The 15,788-nt window shown below is 70.0% G+C and carries 14 protein-coding genes and 1 tRNA gene; 3 read left to right on the top strand and 12 right to left on the bottom strand.

Annotated features, from left to right (window positions below; genetic code table 11):
* Positions 1-79: 79 nt before the first annotated feature.
* Both ACIBK4_RS19300 and ACIBK4_RS19305 read right to left on the bottom strand, forming a co-directional pair.
* Entirely contained in the window at positions 80-2,302 is a 2,223-nt protein-coding gene (locus ACIBK4_RS19300; RefSeq protein ID WP_398995962.1) for an MMPL family transporter, read from the bottom strand.
* A 122-nt stretch (positions 2,303-2,424) separates the two neighbouring features.
* Positions 2,425-3,027: a TetR/AcrR family transcriptional regulator gene (locus ACIBK4_RS19305; protein WP_398995963.1), complete on the bottom strand. Its 603-nt coding sequence runs from the start codon at positions 3,025-3,027 to the stop codon at positions 2,425-2,427.
* Between the two features lie 165 nt (positions 3,028-3,192).
* On the opposite strand from ACIBK4_RS19305, the gene ACIBK4_RS19310 reads away from it, so the two are divergent.
* On the top strand, positions 3,193-6,420 hold the full coding sequence (locus ACIBK4_RS19310) for a S41 family peptidase (protein WP_398995964.1): 3,228 nt from the start codon (positions 3,193-3,195) through the stop codon (positions 6,418-6,420).
* 126 nt (positions 6,421-6,546) lie between these two features.
* Here the strand turns inward: ACIBK4_RS19310 and ACIBK4_RS19315 are convergent, their stop codons facing one another.
* The 4 genes from ACIBK4_RS19315 to ACIBK4_RS19330 form a co-directional block, all read right to left on the bottom strand.
* A complete protein-coding gene (locus ACIBK4_RS19315; RefSeq protein WP_398995965.1) occupies positions 6,547-6,732 on the bottom strand; it encodes a hypothetical protein in 186 nt (61 codons plus the stop codon).
* Positions 6,733-6,816: 84 nt separating this feature from the next.
* Positions 6,817-7,704, bottom strand: coding sequence for an SDR family oxidoreductase (locus tag ACIBK4_RS19320; RefSeq protein ID WP_398995966.1), 888 nt, complete (start codon positions 7,702-7,704; stop codon positions 6,817-6,819).
* Positions 7,701-8,636, bottom strand: a complete 936-nt coding sequence (locus tag ACIBK4_RS19325) for an alpha/beta fold hydrolase (protein ID WP_398995967.1) — start codon at positions 8,634-8,636, stop codon at positions 7,701-7,703. Before ACIBK4_RS19325 ends, ACIBK4_RS19320 begins: the two co-directional genes overlap by 4 nt.
* Positions 8,633-10,153, bottom strand: coding sequence for a flavin-containing monooxygenase (locus ACIBK4_RS19330; protein WP_398995968.1), 1,521 nt, complete (start codon positions 10,151-10,153; stop codon positions 8,633-8,635). Before ACIBK4_RS19330 ends, ACIBK4_RS19325 begins: the two co-directional genes overlap by 4 nt.
* 184 nt (positions 10,154-10,337) lie before the next feature.
* On the opposite strand from ACIBK4_RS19330, the gene ACIBK4_RS19335 reads away from it, so the two are divergent.
* Entirely contained in the window at positions 10,338-10,982 is a 645-nt protein-coding gene (locus tag ACIBK4_RS19335) for a MerR family transcriptional regulator (protein ID WP_398996437.1), read from the top strand.
* A 23-nt stretch (positions 10,983-11,005) separates the two neighbouring features.
* Here ACIBK4_RS19335 and ACIBK4_RS19340 read toward each other — a convergent pair whose 3' ends face one another.
* Positions 11,006-11,809: an exodeoxyribonuclease III gene (locus ACIBK4_RS19340; protein WP_398995969.1), complete on the bottom strand. Its 804-nt coding sequence runs from the start codon at positions 11,807-11,809 to the stop codon at positions 11,006-11,008.
* Between the two features lie 92 nt (positions 11,810-11,901).
* On the opposite strand from ACIBK4_RS19340, the gene ACIBK4_RS19345 reads away from it, so the two are divergent.
* Positions 11,902-12,378: a GNAT family N-acetyltransferase gene (locus tag ACIBK4_RS19345; RefSeq protein WP_398995970.1), complete on the top strand. Its 477-nt coding sequence runs from the start codon at positions 11,902-11,904 to the stop codon at positions 12,376-12,378.
* A 73-nt stretch (positions 12,379-12,451) separates the two neighbouring features.
* On the opposite strand, the gene ACIBK4_RS19350 is transcribed toward ACIBK4_RS19345, so the two are convergent.
* From ACIBK4_RS19350 to moaC, 5 genes are all read right to left on the bottom strand, one after another.
* A tRNA-Ala gene (locus tag ACIBK4_RS19350) sits at positions 12,452-12,525 on the bottom strand.
* A 61-nt stretch (positions 12,526-12,586) separates the two neighbouring features.
* Entirely contained in the window at positions 12,587-13,852 is a 1,266-nt protein-coding gene (gene glpR / locus ACIBK4_RS19355; protein ID WP_398995971.1) for a gephyrin-like molybdotransferase receptor GlpR, read from the bottom strand.
* Positions 13,853-14,080: 228 nt separating this feature from the next.
* Positions 14,081-14,695 carry a GNAT family protein gene (locus ACIBK4_RS19360; RefSeq protein ID WP_366436780.1) on the bottom strand — a complete coding sequence of 205 codons (615 nt, stop codon included), beginning with the start codon at positions 14,693-14,695 and terminating at the stop codon, positions 14,081-14,083.
* A 20-nt stretch (positions 14,696-14,715) separates the two neighbouring features.
* Complete coding sequence (locus tag ACIBK4_RS19365; RefSeq protein ID WP_398995972.1) at positions 14,716-15,246, bottom strand: molybdenum cofactor biosynthesis protein B; 531 nt, start codon at positions 15,244-15,246, stop codon at positions 14,716-14,718.
* Complete coding sequence (gene moaC, locus ACIBK4_RS19370; protein ID WP_366436778.1) at positions 15,243-15,755, bottom strand: cyclic pyranopterin monophosphate synthase MoaC; 513 nt, start codon at positions 15,753-15,755, stop codon at positions 15,243-15,245. The genes ACIBK4_RS19365 and moaC overlap by 4 nt, the downstream gene beginning before the upstream one ends.
* Positions 15,756-15,788: the final 33 nt, after the last annotated feature.

The following is a 15,788-nucleotide window of genomic DNA, read 5'->3' on the forward strand; positions in this document are numbered from 1 at the left end:
GGGGTCCACTTGAGCCGTAGCCAGAAGCCGTAGCTAGAAGCCGTAGCTAGAAGGCCTACCTAGAAGCCGTAGCTGGAGGTCAGGCGCGTACCAGCTCGCGGTCCTCGTCGGGGTCCGAGTCCTTCGAGTCCAGCTTGCGCAGGCCCTCGCCCTCGACGTCCACGTTCGGCAGGATCCGGTTCAGCCACTTCGGCAGCCACCATGCCCGCTGGCCGAGCAGCGCCAGTACCGCCGGGACGATCGCCATGCGGACCACGAACGCGTCGAAGAAGACGGCGATCGCGAGGCCGAAGCCGATCATCTTGATCATGGATTCGCTGGAGCTGATGAAGCCGGAGAACACCGCGATCATGATGACGGCCGCCGCGGTCACCACCCTCGCGCTGTGCCGGAAGCCCGTGACGATCGCCTGGCTCGGCTTCTCGCCGTGGACGTGGGCCTCGCGCATGCGGGTCACGAGGAACACCTCGTAGTCCATGGCCAGTCCGAAGACCACGCCGACCATGAAGATCGGCATCATCGACATGACCGGGCCGGTTTCCTCCACGCCCATCAGGCCCGACAGCCAGCCCCACTGGAAGACCGCCACCACCGCGCCCAGTGCTGCCATGACCGACAGAAGGAAGCCGAGGGCCGCCTTCAGCGGGACCAGGATCGAGCGGAAGACCACGATCAGGAGCAGGAACGCCAGGCCCACCACCAGGATCAGGTACGGGATCAGCGCGTCGTTCAGTTTCTGCGAGACGTCGATGTTCATCGCCGTCGTGCCCGTGACCAGAACCGACGAGTCCGTGTCCGCCTTCACCTCCGCGCCCGCGTCACGGATGCCGTGGACCAGGTCCTCGGTCGTGACGGACGACGGCTTGGAGTCCGGGACGACGGTGATCGTCGCGGTGTCGCCGTCCTTGTTGAAGGTCGCCGGGGTGACCGTGGTGACGTCCTTGAGGGCCTTGATCTTGTCGGTCACCGTGGTGACGTCGGCCTTCGGGGTCTTGCTGTCCTTCGCGTCGACCACGACCATCAGCGGGCCGTTGAAGCCGGGGCCGAAGCCCTCGGACAGGAGGTCGTACGCCCTGCGCTGGGTCGTGGACGTGGGCTGCGAACCGTCGTCGGGCAGGCCCAGTTCGAGGGAGGCCGCGGGGATCGCCGCCGCGCCGAGTCCGATCACGCCGAGCAGCAGCACCGCCAGCGGGCGTCGTACGACGAAGCTCGCCCAGCGGGTGCCCATGTTCGGGCGGGCCGACTTCTCGGCGGACTTGGCGCGTCCGCCGCCCAGGAGCTTGCTCTTCTGGCCGGTCGGCTTGATCTTCTTGCCGGCGTAGCCCAGCAGCGCCGGGATCATGGTGAGTGCGATGAGGACCGCTATCGCGACCGTGCCGGCCGCGGCCACGCCCATCTTCGTCAGCATCGGGATGTTGACGACCGCCAGGCCGACCAGGGCGATCACGACCGTCAGGCCCGCGAAGACCACCGCCGAACCCGCCGTACCGACCGCTCGTCCGGCCGCCTCCTCGCGCTCGCGGCCCTCCGCCAGCTCCGCCCGGTAGCGGGAGACGATGAACAGGGCGTAGTCGATGCCGACCGCGAGGCCGATCATCATCGCGAGGGTGGAGGTGGTGGTGCCCAGGTCGAGGGCGCTCGCCAGTGCCGTGATCGTCGAGACACCGATGCCTACGCCGATCAGGGCCGTGAGCAGCGGGAATCCGGCCGCGAGGAGTGAGCCGAAGGTGATGACCAGGACCACGGCGGCTATCGCGATGCCGATGATCTCCGTGGAGCCCGTCTCGGGCGTCGCGGTGAGTGCGTCACCGCCGACCTCGACCGTGAGTCCGGAGGCCCGTGCCTGCTGCGCGGTCTCCTTCAGGGCGTCCTTCGACGCGTCCTTCAGCTCCATGCCGGAGACCTTGTACTTCACGGAGGCGTAGGCGATCGTGCCGTCCTTGCTGACGGCCTTGCCCTTGAAAGGATCGGCGACCGAGACGACCTCGGAACCGTCGCCGAGGTCCTTGACGGTCTTCTCGACGGTGGCCTTGTTCGCGCCGGAGTCGAGCTTCTCGCCGGCCGGGGCCTTGAAGACGACCCGGGCGGTGGCGCCGTCGGCGCTCATCCCGGGGAAGCGCTGTTCCAGAAGGTCGAAGGCCTTCTGGGCCTCGGTTCCCGGTACGGAGAAAGAGGAGGCGCCGGCCGCGGGCGCGCTGGCCGCACCGACTCCCGCGAGGGTCAGCAGCGCTATCCATAGAAGGGCGACGTAGTGCCGTCGCCTGAAGGCGAGCCGGCCGACTTTGTAGAGGAACGTGGCCACGAGGGCGTACTCCCGGTCAGGTCGTGGGGTTCTTCGGGGCAGGGGTGATCGACCGGTTGGGGACACGGTTGATCTGCCCGACGACGTGAGCGGTTACGTCAGGTGGGCGTGCTGTGGGTGAGTCAGGTGGTGACGGGTACGCCGAGTGCGGGGAGCACGACGGCGTCGATGTACGAGGTCAGGTAGTCCCGGGTCGGCGGCAGGTCCTCGATCACCGTGCGGGTGGCGAAGGCGCCGATCATCATGTGCACCACGAACTCCAGCGCGGGACAGTCCGCACGGACCTCACCCCGGTCGATGGCGCGCTGCGTCACGCGCTGGAACTCTTCCATCTCCGGCTCCACGAGCAGTTCGCGGAACGCCTGGAGCAGCTCCGGGTCGTTGTGCGTCGCCATGGCCAGACCCCGCATCAGCGCGGAGTTCTGCTCCATCCGGCAGTCGTCCTCGCGGGCCACCATGGCGTGCATGTCGCCCCGGAGTGACCCGGTGTCGACATCGGTGGTCCGTCCCGGCTTACTGTGCCGCACGGCCTTGGCCACCAGCTCGGCCTTGCCGCCCCACTGGCGGTAGAGGGTCGCCTTGCTGGACTTGGTGCGGGTCGCCACGGCGTCCATGGTGAGGGCGTCGTAGCCGACCTCCCGGAGCAGGTCGAGCACGGCCGCGTACAACTCGGCCTCACGCTCGGGCGTGATGCGACTGCGACGCGCCGTTGCGACTTCAGTCATGCCACTCACCTCTCCGGATCCGAACGACACGGTTTCGTACCTGCTTCGTACGTCATGAATGTAGCGCACTCACCAAAGAAACGAAACCGTTTCGTACGTGTGCTGAGTCACCCCGGCCATTTTTCATAAGTTGCTCCGGTCCGTCCCGCGGAAAAGCATAGGGAGGTGAGCTATCTGCGCCTGCCGCACCTCAGTGGCGACCTCCTGAGCTTCGTGGCCGAGGACGACCTCTGGCTGGCCCCTCTCGACGGCAGGGGCCGCGCCTGGCGGCTCACCGTCGACCGTACGAAGGTCGGCCACCCCCGCTTCTCCCCCGACGGCCGCCACATCGCGTACACGAGCTGGCGCAGCCTGGTGCCCGAGATCCATCTCGCGCCGGTCGAGGGCGGCCCGGGCCGCAGACTCACCTACTGGGGCAGCCCCGACACCCAGGTCTGCGGCTGGACCCCCGACGGCGACATCCTCGCCGTGGCCTCACACGGCGAACCGTTCTCGTACTTCACCTGGGCCCACAAGGTCCCCACCGACGGCGACCCCGGCGGCCGCCTCCCCTGGGGCCCGGTCTCCGACATCCAGCTCGCCGACATCGGCGGCGAACGCCAGACCCTGCTCCTCACCGGCACCCCACCCCACGAACCGGCCGCCTGGAAGCGTTACCGCGGCGGCGCGATGGGCCGCCTCTGGCTGCACGGCCGCCGCCTGCTCGCCGACCTCGAAGGCCACCTGCACTCCCCGATGTTCGTCGACGGCCGCATCGCCTTCCTCTCCGACCACGAGGGCATCGGCAACCTCTATTCCTGTTCCTACGACGGCTCCGACCTCCGGCGCCACACCGACCACGACGCCTTCTACGCCCGGCACGCGGCCAGCGACGGCACCCGCGTCGTGTACCAGTGCGCCGGCGACCTGTGGCTCGTCGACGACCTGTCCCCTACGTCGACCCCGCGCAAGTTGGACGTGCGGTTGAGCGGCCCCCGCGCGGGCCGCCGTACGTACCAAGTCCCCGCCGCCCAGCACGTCGACGGCATCTCGGTCGACGAGACGGGCCGCGCGAGCGCGGTCGTCGTACGCGGCAGCCTGTACTGGCTCACCCACCGCGACGGCCCCGCCCGCACCATCACCGACACCCCGGGCGTACGGGTCCGCCTCCCCGAGATGCTCGGCTCCGGCGGCCAGGTCGCCTACGTCACGGACGCGGACGGCGAGGACGCGATCGAGATTGCCTACCTCCCCCGCGCCTCCGGCGAACGCGAGCCCCGCCGACTCGCCTCCGGCGAGGTGGGCCGCGTACTGGAGCTGGTGTCGGACACGGCGGGCGAGCGCCTGGCCATCGCGGCGCACGACGGACGACTGCTGCTACTGGACGCGACGGAGGAGTCCAACGGCGAAGTGACAGAGCTGATCTGCTCGATCAACGGCCCGGTACGGGACCTCGCCTTCTCCCCCGACGGCAGCTGGCTGACCTGGTCGCACCCGGGTATCGGCCGCTCCCTCCGCCAGATCAAGATGGCCCGCATAAAGGACCGTTTGATCGTCGACGTCACCAACGGCCGCTTCGAGGACGAGAATCCGGTCTTCACGCGGGACGGCCGCTACCTCGCCTTCCTCTCCTGGCGCGGCTTCGACCCCGTCTACGACGTCCACACCGGCGACCTGTCCTTCCCGCTCGGCTGCCGCCCGTACCTGGTGCCGTTGTCCTCGGCGACCCCGTCCCCCTTCGCGCTGACCCCGGAGGGCCGCCCGGCCGCCGGGGGCCTGGACGCGGCGGAGGACGACGAGGGCGCGGACGGCGCGGTGACGGTGGAGGTGGAGGGCCTGGAGAGCAGGGTCACCCCCTTCCCCGTCTCGGCCTCCAAGTACTCGGCGCTGTACCCGGTTTCGGGCGGCGGCCTGGTCTGGCTGCGCTGGCCGATCTCGGGCGCGCTGGGCGAGACCTTCGCCAACCCGGACGACACCAGCGGCCGCCCGACCCTCGAATACTTCAACATCAGCAAGGCGAAGAAGTCCGAACTCGTAGACCACTTGGACTGGTTCGCGGTGAGCGGCGACGGCTCCCGCCTGGTCGTGGTCGACGAGGACGAACTACGAGCGGTCCCCTCCACAGAGTCCGGCGACGGCGACTCGACGGTCTGGATCGACCTCCGCCGCATCCTCCACGAGGTGGACCCGCCCGCCGAATGGCGCCAGTCGTACGAGGAGGCGGGCCGCCTGATCCGCGCGTACTACTGGGACCCACAGATGTGCGGCATCGACTGGACCGGGGTCCTGGACCAGTACCGCCCCCTGGTCGAACGAGTCGCCTCCCCCGACGACTTCGCGGACCTACTCCGCGAAGTCCTGGGCGAGTTGGGCACGTCCCACGCCTACGTCACCCCGTCCCGCCGCAACGAGGGCCCGCCCCACTACCAGCGCCGCCAGGGCCTGCTGGGCGCCAACTTCGTGCGCAGGGAGGGCGGTTGGACGATCGCCCGCATCCTCCCCGGCGAGTCCTCGGACTCCAAGGCCCGCTCCCCCCTGGCCGGCACAGGCATCCGAGAGGGCGCGATCCTGACCCACGTGGACGGCCGCCCGGTAGATGAACTCACGGGCCCGTACCCCCTGTTGGCAGGCGCAGGCGGCACGACAGTCGAGCTGACCTTCACCCCGGCGGAAGGCGAAGGCAGGGCCCGCAGGGTCGCCGTAGTCCCCCTGATCGACGAACGCCCCCTCCGCTACCAGGACTGGGTGGCCAAACGCCGGGCCGTGGTACGGGAGTTGAGCGGCGGCCACTGCGGCTACCTCCACATCCCCGACATGGGCGGCTCCGGCTGGGCCCAGTTCAACCGCGACCTGCGCCTGGAGGTGTCCCGCCCGGCCCTGATCGTCGACGTACGCGGCAACGCGGGCGGCCACATCAGCGAGCTGGTGGTCGAGAAACTCACCCGCACGATCCTCGGCTGGGACCTGACCCGCAACGCCCAACCGGTGTCCTACGCCTCAAACGCCCCCAGGGGCCCGGTCGTTGCCCTGGCCGACGAGGCAACCTCCTCGGACGGCGACATGATCACAGCCGCCTTCAAGCTGCTGAAACTAGGCCCGGTCGTTGGCCAACGAACCTGGGGCGGAGTCGTCGGCATGACCGGCCGCCACCAACTCGGCGACGGCACGGTGATCACGGTCCCGATGAACGCGGCCTGGTTCGACGCATACGGCTGGTCGGTGGAAAACCGAGGCGTAACCCCGGACTCGGAGATCCTCCGCACCCCATTGGACTGGGCAGAGGGCCGGCACGCGCAGCTGGACGACGCCATCAAACTGGCCCTGGACCTCCTGGCCATCCACCCAGCGGCAACCCCGCCGGACTACAGCGCGGTACCGGACCGTTCGAGGCCCAAACTCCCCCCACGCTCTTGAGAGACAGCGGGGCAACTCACCTAGGGGCGCGGGGAACTGCGCGACCAGCCCCCACCGGCCCGCACCCAACAACGAAACGTGGGACGCCCCAAAAAACACAGGGCGCCCCACGCAATCAGACCTCAACTACACGTCGTAGTCCTGGTCCATCTCCCGATCCATCCGCTCCCGCGCCCCCTGCCCCGCACGCTCAGCGTCCTCGTCCGGCCGCTGACCCCGGTCCCGCGCCTGGTCCTTACCCTGGTCCATACGCTCCTTGGCCTTGTCCGCGAGGTCCTTGGCCTTGTCCTGGAACTGGTCCTTCATACCCATGTGGGTTCACTCCCGTAGTGGGGGGATTGGCCCTTGGTCGGGCCTCGACCAGATTTACACGCCAGGACAACACTCGCATTTCGGTCAGCTACGGTCAGTGACGCGCGCTTCCTCATCCGCCGCCCCACCTGCACCAACAAGCCCCGACCGCATCCCTTCCAACCGCGCCCCGAACCTCCGCATCTCCCGCTGCCCGACCGCCCCGATAACCCCCGGCAAATACCCCCGCACCCCCTGCATCGACCGCAACCACCCCTGCCCGTACACATGACTGGCCCGCCGCTCGATCCCCGCCACGATCCGGTCCACCGCCGGCCCCAGCGGATACGTCTTGTTCGCCGGCCAGGGCAACCGCTCCCTCAACTCCCGCATGACCGCGTCCTGATCGACCCCGCGCACCATGTCCGTATCGGTCCACGACAGATACCCGACCCCGACCCGCACACCCTTGTACCCGACCTCGGCCCGCAAGCTGTGCGCATACGCCTCGACCCCCGACTTGGACGCGCAGTACGCGGTCATCATCGGCGCCGGCGTGATCGCGGCCAGCGAGGCGATCTGCAGCAGATACCCCCGGCTCTCCATCAGCACGGGCAGAAACGCCCGCGCGGTCACCGCGGACCCGATCAGGTTCACCTCGATCACCCGCCGCCAGGCGACCGGATCGGAGTCGAGAAACGGCCCGCCGGTCGCGACCCCCGCGTTGGCGACGACGATGTCGACCTTCCCGAACCGCTCCTTGACCTCGGCCGCGACGCGAGCCATCGCCTCGTGGTCGGTGACGTCGGCGTACCAGTGACCGCTGTCGGTGTGCAGCCGTTCGGAGACCTCCTTGAGCGCGTCCGGTTCCAGCCCGACGAGCGCCAACTTGGCCCCGCGCGCGGAGAGTTTGCGGGCGAGCAGCTCGCCGACCCCGCGCGCGGCCCCGGTCACGACCGCGACCTGCCCTTCCAGACTCACCTTGCCGCTCATGTGCCCTCCTTGACCTGATCGCCCTGGTGGAACTGCGCGTATGTCGCGGCCAGTTCACGGATCTTCGCGCTGACCAACTCGGGCGCCTCGACGGGCGTCATATGGCCGAGCCCGGGAAGTTCGGTGATCCCAACGCAGTTGGGCAGCGCGGCGACCAGCGCCCGCGCGTGCACCGGCGGCGTCAACCGGTCCGCCGTCCCGACGAAGACGGCCGTCGGCACCGCCAACTCCCGTACGCCGTGGTCGAGATCGAGCGAATCGAGCACCCGGGACCACGCGTACCGCACCGCGCTCGGACACGCGTGCACGATCCGTGCGCACGCCTCGACCATGTGCGGGGCCGAACCGGGGCCCATCGTCCCGTACTTGAGGATCCGCCGCGCGGCCGGCGTGACCGGCCCGAGCGGCGCCCGCGTGCCGAGCACCTTCCGGGTCAGCCAGGTCCGCGTCCGCCCGGCCCGCAACGGCACCACGCGCGATTCGTCCACCAGCCGCGAACTCCCCGTACTGCACAGCAGAACGGCCACCGCGTGCTCCCGGAACCGCGCCCGCGAAGCAGCCGCCAGGACCGCCATCCCGCCCATGGAATGCCCCGCGATCACGACCTTCTCCCCGGGCGCGAGCGTCTCCTCCAGTACGGCTTCCAGGTCGTCGGCGAGCGCGTCGGTGCTGTGCGCGACGGCCGCCGGACTGCGCCCGTGGCCCCGCTGGTCGTAGGCGATGACACGGTGGTCGACGGCCAAGTCCCGTATCTGCGCTGCCCAGAAGGCCGTGGAACAGGTCCAGCCGTGCGCGAGGACGACGGCGGGCGCGTCCTCGGGTCCGTGCACCTCGACGTGCAGCCGGGAGCCGTCGGCCGAGGTGGCGGTGAGTTCGCGGGCGGGGACGGGCGGGGCGTACGGCCCGGACGAGACGTGCATGAGACGGCTCACGCGTCCACCACCTCCGTCGACGCCTCCGCCTCCGCTTTCCTCTCGGCCTTCGCCCGGATCACCTCGTACTCCGTGAGGTCGACTCGCCTGGTGGCCTTGCGGAATTCGGCCGTCGTGCCGGGCCAGATGGTGGTGTTGCGGCCGGACGCGTCCATGTACCAGCTCGTGCAGCCGCCGGTGTTCCACACCGTGCGCTTCATACGTTCCTGCACGCGCCGGTTCCACGCGCTCACCGCGCTCGGCCGGGCGTCGAGGGCGACGCGGCCGCCCAGGACGTCCAACTGCCGTATGTAGTCGGCGAGATAGTTCAGCTGCGACTCGATGATGAAGATCATGGAGGAGGTGCCGAGGCCGGTGTTGGGCCCGATGACGGTCATCCAGTTCGGGAACCCGGCCGCCGAAGAGCCGCGCAGCGCCTGCATTCCGCCCTGCCACGCCTCGGCGAGCGTGCGCCCGTCCGCGCCGACGACTCGTTGGGCGATCGGCATGTCCGTGACGTGGAAACCCGTACCGAAGACGATCGCGTCGACCTCGGCCGTGGTGCCGTCGGCCGCGACGACCGTCTCGCCGCGGATCTCGCTCAACCCGCTTGCCACGACGTCGACATTGGGCTGGGCGAGCGCCGGATAGTAGGTCCGGGAGAGCAGGATGCGCTTGCAGCCGATGCGGTAGTCGGGGGTGAGTCTGGCGCGCAGGGCCGGGTCCTTGATGGCGCGGGCCATGTTCTTCTTGGCCAACTGCTCCACCAGGACCAGCTCGTTGGGCCGCTTGGTGAACGCCGTGGTCTGCAACTCCCTTATGCCCCACAGGAGTCCGCGCCGCGCCTGGGTGGTGAAGGGCAGCGCGCGGTGCAGGGCGCGTTCGGCGCCGCTGATGGGGCGGTCGACGCGGGGCATGACCCACGGCGGGGTGCGCTGGAAGAGGGTGAGGCGCTCCACGTCGGGCTGGATCTCCGGCACGATCTGGATCGCGGAGGCGCCGGTGCCGACCATGGCGACGCGCTTGCCGCGCAGGTCGTAGTCGTGGTCCCAGCGGGCCGAGTGGAAGACCTTGCCGGGGAAGGAGTCGAGCCCCGGGATGTCCGGGATCTTCGGGTCGGACAGCGGCCCGGTGGCGGAGACGACGAGGTCGGCGGAGTAGGAACCGCCGCTGGTCTCGATGTCCCAGCGCAGCCGCTCCGCGTCCCAAGTCGCCGTCTTGACCTCGGAGTTGAAGCGGATGTGCGGCCGGATCCGGAAGACGTCCGTGACGTGCTCCAGGTACGCGCGGATGTGTTCCTGCCCGGAGAAGGTGCGCGGCCAGTCGGCGTTCGGCGCGAAGGAGAACGAGTACAGATGGGACGGTACGTCGCAGGCGCACCCGGGATAGCTGTTGTCCCGCCAGGTCCCGCCCACGCTGTCGGCGCGCTCCAGGACGACGAAGTCGGTTATGCCCTCGCGCCGCAGCCGCACCGCGGCCCCCAGCCCGCCGAACCCGGACCCGATCACCGCCACCCGTACATGCTCGTGTTCGGTCATCCCGCGCCCTTCTCATACGACTATGAGACCGCGCCAGTGAACACTGGCGCAATCGGAGCGTAGGGCAGCTTCGTACTCATGGGTAGGGGGCGGTGCAAGGAAAGTTACCGGGGGTACGACGTAGGGTGCGGGCGTGGCGGAGAAGGCGGAACAGGCGGAACCGGCGGAGAAGCGCGAGTACCGCATGGAGGAGCTGGCCGAGCAGGCCGGCATCACGGTGCGCACCCTGCGCTTCTACCGCGAGCGCAAACTCATCCACCCGCCGCGCCGGGACGGCCGTATCGCCTGGTACGACGAGACCCACCTGGCCCGGCTGCGCACGATCTCGGCGCTGCTGGAACGCGGCCACACCCTCAACGGCATCGCGGAACTCGCCGAGGCCTTCGACCACGGCCGCAACGTGGGCGAGCTGCTGGGCCTGGGCGCCCCCACCGAGGAGACCCCCGTGCGGCTGACCCCGGAGGCGCTCGCCGACTACTTCGGCGACCAGGCGACCCCGGAGAACTTCGCGGCCTCACTCGAACTCGGCTACCTCGGCACCGACGGCGGCGAGATCGTCCACATCAGCCGGCGGCTCCTCGACGTCACGGCCGCGCTGGTGCGCGAGGGCATCCCCCTCGCCGACGTCCTCGCCGCGGGCCGCCGCGTCCGCGAGCACACGGACGCCCTCGCCGAGCTCTTCACCGACCTGGTCATATCCGAGGGCCGCACGGCGGAGGACCTGCAACGGCTGCGACCGCTGGCGAAGAGCGTCGTAGAGGCGGAGTTGTCGATGGCGATGGACCGCCGACTGCAAGGCGGGGGCGACCGGGGACCTCAGCGGCCGTAGACCGCCGTCAGGGTCAGGGACCTTCAGAGGTCGTAGACCACCGTCACCGGTGCGTGGTCCGACCAGCGCTCGTCGTGTGTGGCCGCGCGCTCGACGTAGCCCTTGACCGCCTTGGCGGCGAGGCCGGGCGTCGAGACGTGGTAGTCGATGCGCCATCCGCTGTCGTTGTCGAAGGCCCGCCCGCGGTAGGACCACCAGGAGTACGGCCCCTCGACATCGGGATGCAGGCCACGCACGACATCGACATACGCCCCGTCCTCCGCGTCGAAGACCTGGCCGAGCCATGCCCTCTCCTCGGGCAGGAAGCCGGAACTCTTCTGGTTGGCGCGCCAGTTCTTGAGGTCGGCGGGGTGGTGGGCGATGTTCCAGTCACCGCAGACGACGACCTCGCGCCCGTCGGCGGCGGCCCGCGCACGCAGCCCCTTCAGATAGGCGAGGAACTCGCCCATGAAGCGCACCTTCTCGTCCTGCCGCTCGGTGCCGACCTCGCCGGAGGGCAGATACAGGCTGGCGACGGTGACCCCGGGGAGGTCGGCCTCGACGTAACGACCACTCCCGTCGAACTCGGCCGACCCGAAGCCGACTTGGACGCGGTCAGGCTCGCGGCGGGTGTAGAGGGAGACGCCCGCGCGCCCCTTGGCGGCGGCCGGGGCATGCACGACGTGCCAGCCCTCGGGGGTGCGGACATGCTCCGGCAACTGCTCCGGCTCGGCCCGCACCTCCTGGAGGCAGAGCACATCGGCGGAGGTCTCCGCGAGCCACTCCACGAAGCCCTTCTTCGCGGCGGCCCGCAGTCCGTTCACATTGACAGAGGTCACAGTCAGCACCCGGGCACAATACCGGCACACTGGACGGGGCCCGGATTCCCCCACCCGGACCTTCGCAGACTCTCCCTACGCATAGAAGTACGATACTCGGCATGAATATACGACCCGTCTCGTTCGACCACCCCGACGCCGTCAAGCTGAACGACCAGGTCCAGGAGGAGTACCACGTCCGCTACGGCGACGGCGGCGACGCCACCGTCCTGGACCCGTCGGACTTCACCCCGCCGAACGGCGTCTACCTCATCGCCTACGACGAGCACGACGACCCCGTCGCCACCGGCGGCTGGCGCTCCCAGGACGCCAACGGCGAGGGCAACGAGGACGGCGACGCCGAGCTCAAGCGCATGTACGTCATCGAACAGGCCCGCGGCCTGGGCCTCGCCCGCCGCATGCTGGCCGCCCTGGAGGACAACGCCCGCACGGCCGGCCGCACCCGCATGGTCCTGGAAACCGGCACCAAGCAGCCGGAGGCCATCGCCCTCTACACGTCCAGTGGTTACGAGCCCTGCGTGAAGTTCGGCTACTACCGCTTCCACGACGACAGCCGGTGCTTCGCGAAGACGCTGTGATGAAGACGCTGTGATCGCGGGCAACGCAAAGATCCCGTCCGATCTGACGATCGGACGGGATCTCGTTGCTGTGTGGACCTGTGGGGATTTGAACCCCAGACCCCCTCGATGCGAACGAGGTGCGCTACCAGACTGCGCCACAGGCCCTTGCAACGAGTGAAACTCTAGCATCCCCGTCAGGGTGCTTGGAAATCCGTTCCTTGCCTGGTCACTCGTTGGCGGCGCGGGGCCGTTCGCCGTCCTCGTACTGGTCGAACAGGGGGGTCCGGCCCCGCTCACGGGCGCGACGGGCGGAAGCTGCGCGACGGGCGTCGGTGCGGCCGTCCGGCGTCGACTTGTCGTCCGACGGGTCCTCCGCGTCCTCGTCCCGGGCGTCCTGCGCGTCCCGGGCGTCGCGGTCGTCGCGCGCCGCGGACTGCGCCTCCTGCTCCGGTGCCACGGAACTGGAGCGGGCCGAACTCCACGCGTCCGGCGCCCCGAGGTCCACGTCGGACGTGGCGCGCGGCGCGACCGGCGCGGTGACGTACGTCGGCAGCGGGACCGGTACCGGGTCCCAACTGTCGCCCTGGCCCGGCCGACGCTGCCGCTCGCGCTGCTGGTCGACCCACTCCGCGTGGTCGGTCTGCTCGACGAGGGCGCGACGGTCGGCGGCGAGCGCGGACAGCCCGGGGTCCGTCTCCGGTTCCGGGCCCTCCTCGGCGTCGTCGATCCCGGCGTCCACGGACGCGCGCCGCCGCGGCTGACGCTCCCTCAGTCGCTGCGCGGCGACCTCGGCCCGGCGCCGGTCCATCTGGTAGGCGAAGCGGCGGCGTTCCTGGGTGCGCAGGTAGGCGATGTACCCGCTGAGCAGGATCGCCGGTACGCCGGGCGCCCAGAGCAGGCCGAGCCCGCCGACCGCCGCGACGATCGCGCCGAGCGTGAAGGCGAGGAAGAGCATCACGGTGGTACGTCTGCGGCGCGCGAGCACCTTCACCCGCCGGGCGCGCGCTGCCGCGGCCTCCTCGGCGGGGCTGCGCCGTACGACCGGAACGCGCTTGCGTGCGGGCGCGGGTGCGGACTTGGGCGCCTGGGCCGGCGCGGAGGCTTGCTGGGGTACCGGCTTGGACGTCTGCTCACGCGCCGGTTCGCGGACCGGCTCGCGCGCCGCTTCCGGCCGGTCCTGGTTCTGCTGCCGGACGGGCGCGTGCACCTGGGGACGGGCCGGGGGCATGGCGAAGGCCCGGACGTCCACCGAGTCGGTGACGGCGTCCGGCACGACGGCGCTGGGCTCCTCCTCCTCGGCGGAGCGCGCCCGCAGGTCCTTGGCGTACCGGCGCTCCATTCCCGCCCGTCCGGACAGCAGCCGGATGGCGGTGCTGAAGCGTTCCGTCGGACGGGCCTCGTTCAGCTCGTCCTGCCTACGGAGCCACATCGGCACCAAGTAGGCGGCCCAGGCCCCGACAATGACTGCGTAGATGAGGCCGCTGCTGCTCACGCCTCACACGGTAGAGGGGTTTGCGTGAGGCCATCTGCCAATTGAGCCGGTGTGTCGCACGATCTGGCTGATATTTCGAGCTTTTTTTGTGACCGATGCGATCAACAGGCCGCGGAGTTGGCGAATTCATTGCCCCAAGACGGTCATCCGTCGATCACTTTCGAACACATATTCCATTTCCGGGCCTCCGGAACTTCCCACCGCTACGCCCGCGTTCGAGCCTCCGCGTTATGCCGGATTGTCGTGCGGGGTGCTCCTGGAGCGTGCCCGCTGCCAGCGGGCCAGCAACCCCTCGGGGACCTCTTCCGCGGTGAGCGCGAAGACGAGGTGGTCGCGCCAGGCGCCGTCGATGTGGAGATAACGGGGTCTGAGGCCTTCCTCACGGAATCCGAGTTTCTCGACGACCCGGCGGCTGGGTCCGTTCTCCGGGCGAATGCAGACCTCGATGCGGTGCAGTCCGACGGCCCGGAAACAGTGGTCCACGACGAGCGCCACGGACGTCGGCATCACTCCGCGCCCGGCCACCGACTCGTCCACCCAGTAACCGATGTGGCCCGAACACATGGAACCCCAGGTGATCCCGGCGACCGTCAACTGCCCGACCAGACGCCCCTGGTATTCGATGACGAACGGCAGCATCCGGCCCGAGTTCGCCTCGGAGCGGAGATGCCGGACCATCTGCCGGTACGTCGGCCGGTGCGCGATCGGCCCGCTGGGGGTGGGCGGCGGGATCGTCGCCTCCCAGGGGCGCAGCCAGTCCCGGTTGCGCCGGTTGACCTCGCGCCAGGCCCGCTGGTCGCGGATTTTTATCGGCCTCAGGACGATGTCGCCGTCCACCAGCACGGCGGGCCAGGATGGGCTGTTCAGCTCGCACCCCCACTGGTGTCGGCGGGTCTGGGGTGATCGCCGCCTCGGATCTGGTCGACGGCGTGCGCCAGCAGGGGCTCCAGGACGGCGAGGCCGTCCCTCACCCCGCCGGTGGACCCCGGCAGGTTGACGATCAGTGTGCGCCCGGCGACTCCGGCCAGGCCCCGGGAGAGCGCCGAAGTCGGCACCTTGTCCCGGCCGTACGCCCGGATGGCCTCGGCGATGCCCGGCACCTCGTAGTCGATGACCGCGCGGGTCGCCTCGGGGGTGCGGTCGGTGGGCGAGATGCCGGTGCCGCCGGTGGTGACGACGGCGTCGTAACCGGCTTCTACGGCGGCCCGCAGCGCGGCCTCCACCGGGTCGCCGTCGGGAACCACCTGCGGGCCCTCGACCGCGAAGCCGAAGCCCTTCAGGCCGTCGGCGGTCAGCGGGCCGCCCTTGTCCTCGTAGACGCCGGCGGCGGCCCGGTTCGAGGCGGTGATCACCAGGGCGCGGTACTGCGCGGGCAGGCCGGCGTCGGGCGTCATGTCCGGCTCCAGTCGCCCGACTTGCCGCCCGTCTTCTCCTCCACGCGCACGTCCGTGATGACCGCTCCCTTGTCGACCGCCTTGACCATGTCGATCACGGTGAGCGCCGCGACGGAGACCGCGGTGAGGGCCTCCATCTCGACGCCCGTGCGGTCCGTCGTCTTCACGGTGGCCCGGATCCGTACGGCGTCGTCCGCGACCGACAGATCCAGTTTCACACCCGACACCGACAACGGGTGGCAGAGCGGGATGAGGTCCGGGGTGCGTTTGGCGCCCATGATCCCGGCGATGCGCGCGGTGGCCAGGGCGTCGCCCTTGGGGACACCCTCGCCGCGGAGCAGTTCGACCACGCGGGGCGAGACGAGGACGCGTCCGGTGGCGGTGGCGGTGCGCGCGGTCACGTCCTTGCCGGACACGTCGACCATCCGGGCGGCGCCCGCGTCGTCGATGTGTGTCAGTCGGTCGTGCGCAAGGGGTCCAGGGGTGTCCCCCTGGAAAGGCTCAGTCATGCTGTGTGGCGCTCCCGGTCCGGGCGTGTTGTG

It is taken from the genome of Streptomyces sp. NPDC050528 (assembly GCF_044457795.1).
Lineage (GTDB): Bacteria > Actinomycetota > Actinomycetes > Streptomycetales > Streptomycetaceae > Streptomyces.

What these genes read in the sequence shown, in the direction of transcription:
- ACIBK4_RS19320 (WP_398995966.1), bottom strand. Translation starts at nt 7,704, where the DNA reads ATGAGCGGCAAGGTGAGTCTGGAAGGGCAGGTCGCGGTCGTGACCGGG.
- ACIBK4_RS19365 (WP_398995972.1), bottom strand. Translation starts at nt 15,246, where the DNA reads ATGACGCCCGACGCCGGCCTGCCCGCGCAGTACCGCGCCCTGGTGATC.
- moaC (WP_366436778.1), bottom strand. Translation starts at nt 15,755, where the DNA reads ATGACTGAGCCTTTCCAGGGGGACACCCCTGGACCCCTTGCGCACGAC.
- ACIBK4_RS19315 (WP_398995965.1), bottom strand. Translation starts at nt 6,732, where the DNA reads ATGGGTATGAAGGACCAGTTCCAGGACAAGGCCAAGGACCTCGCGGAC.
- ACIBK4_RS19345 (WP_398995970.1), top strand. Translation starts at nt 11,902, where the DNA reads ATGAATATACGACCCGTCTCGTTCGACCACCCCGACGCCGTCAAGCTG.
- ACIBK4_RS19305 (WP_398995963.1), bottom strand. Translation starts at nt 3,027, where the DNA reads ATGACTGAAGTCGCAACGGCGCGTCGCAGTCGCATCACGCCCGAGCGT.
- ACIBK4_RS19335 (WP_398996437.1), top strand. Translation starts at nt 10,338, where the DNA reads ATGGAGGAGCTGGCCGAGCAGGCCGGCATCACGGTGCGCACCCTGCGC.
- ACIBK4_RS19330 (WP_398995968.1), bottom strand. Translation starts at nt 10,153, where the DNA reads ATGACCGAACACGAGCATGTACGGGTGGCGGTGATCGGGTCCGGGTTC.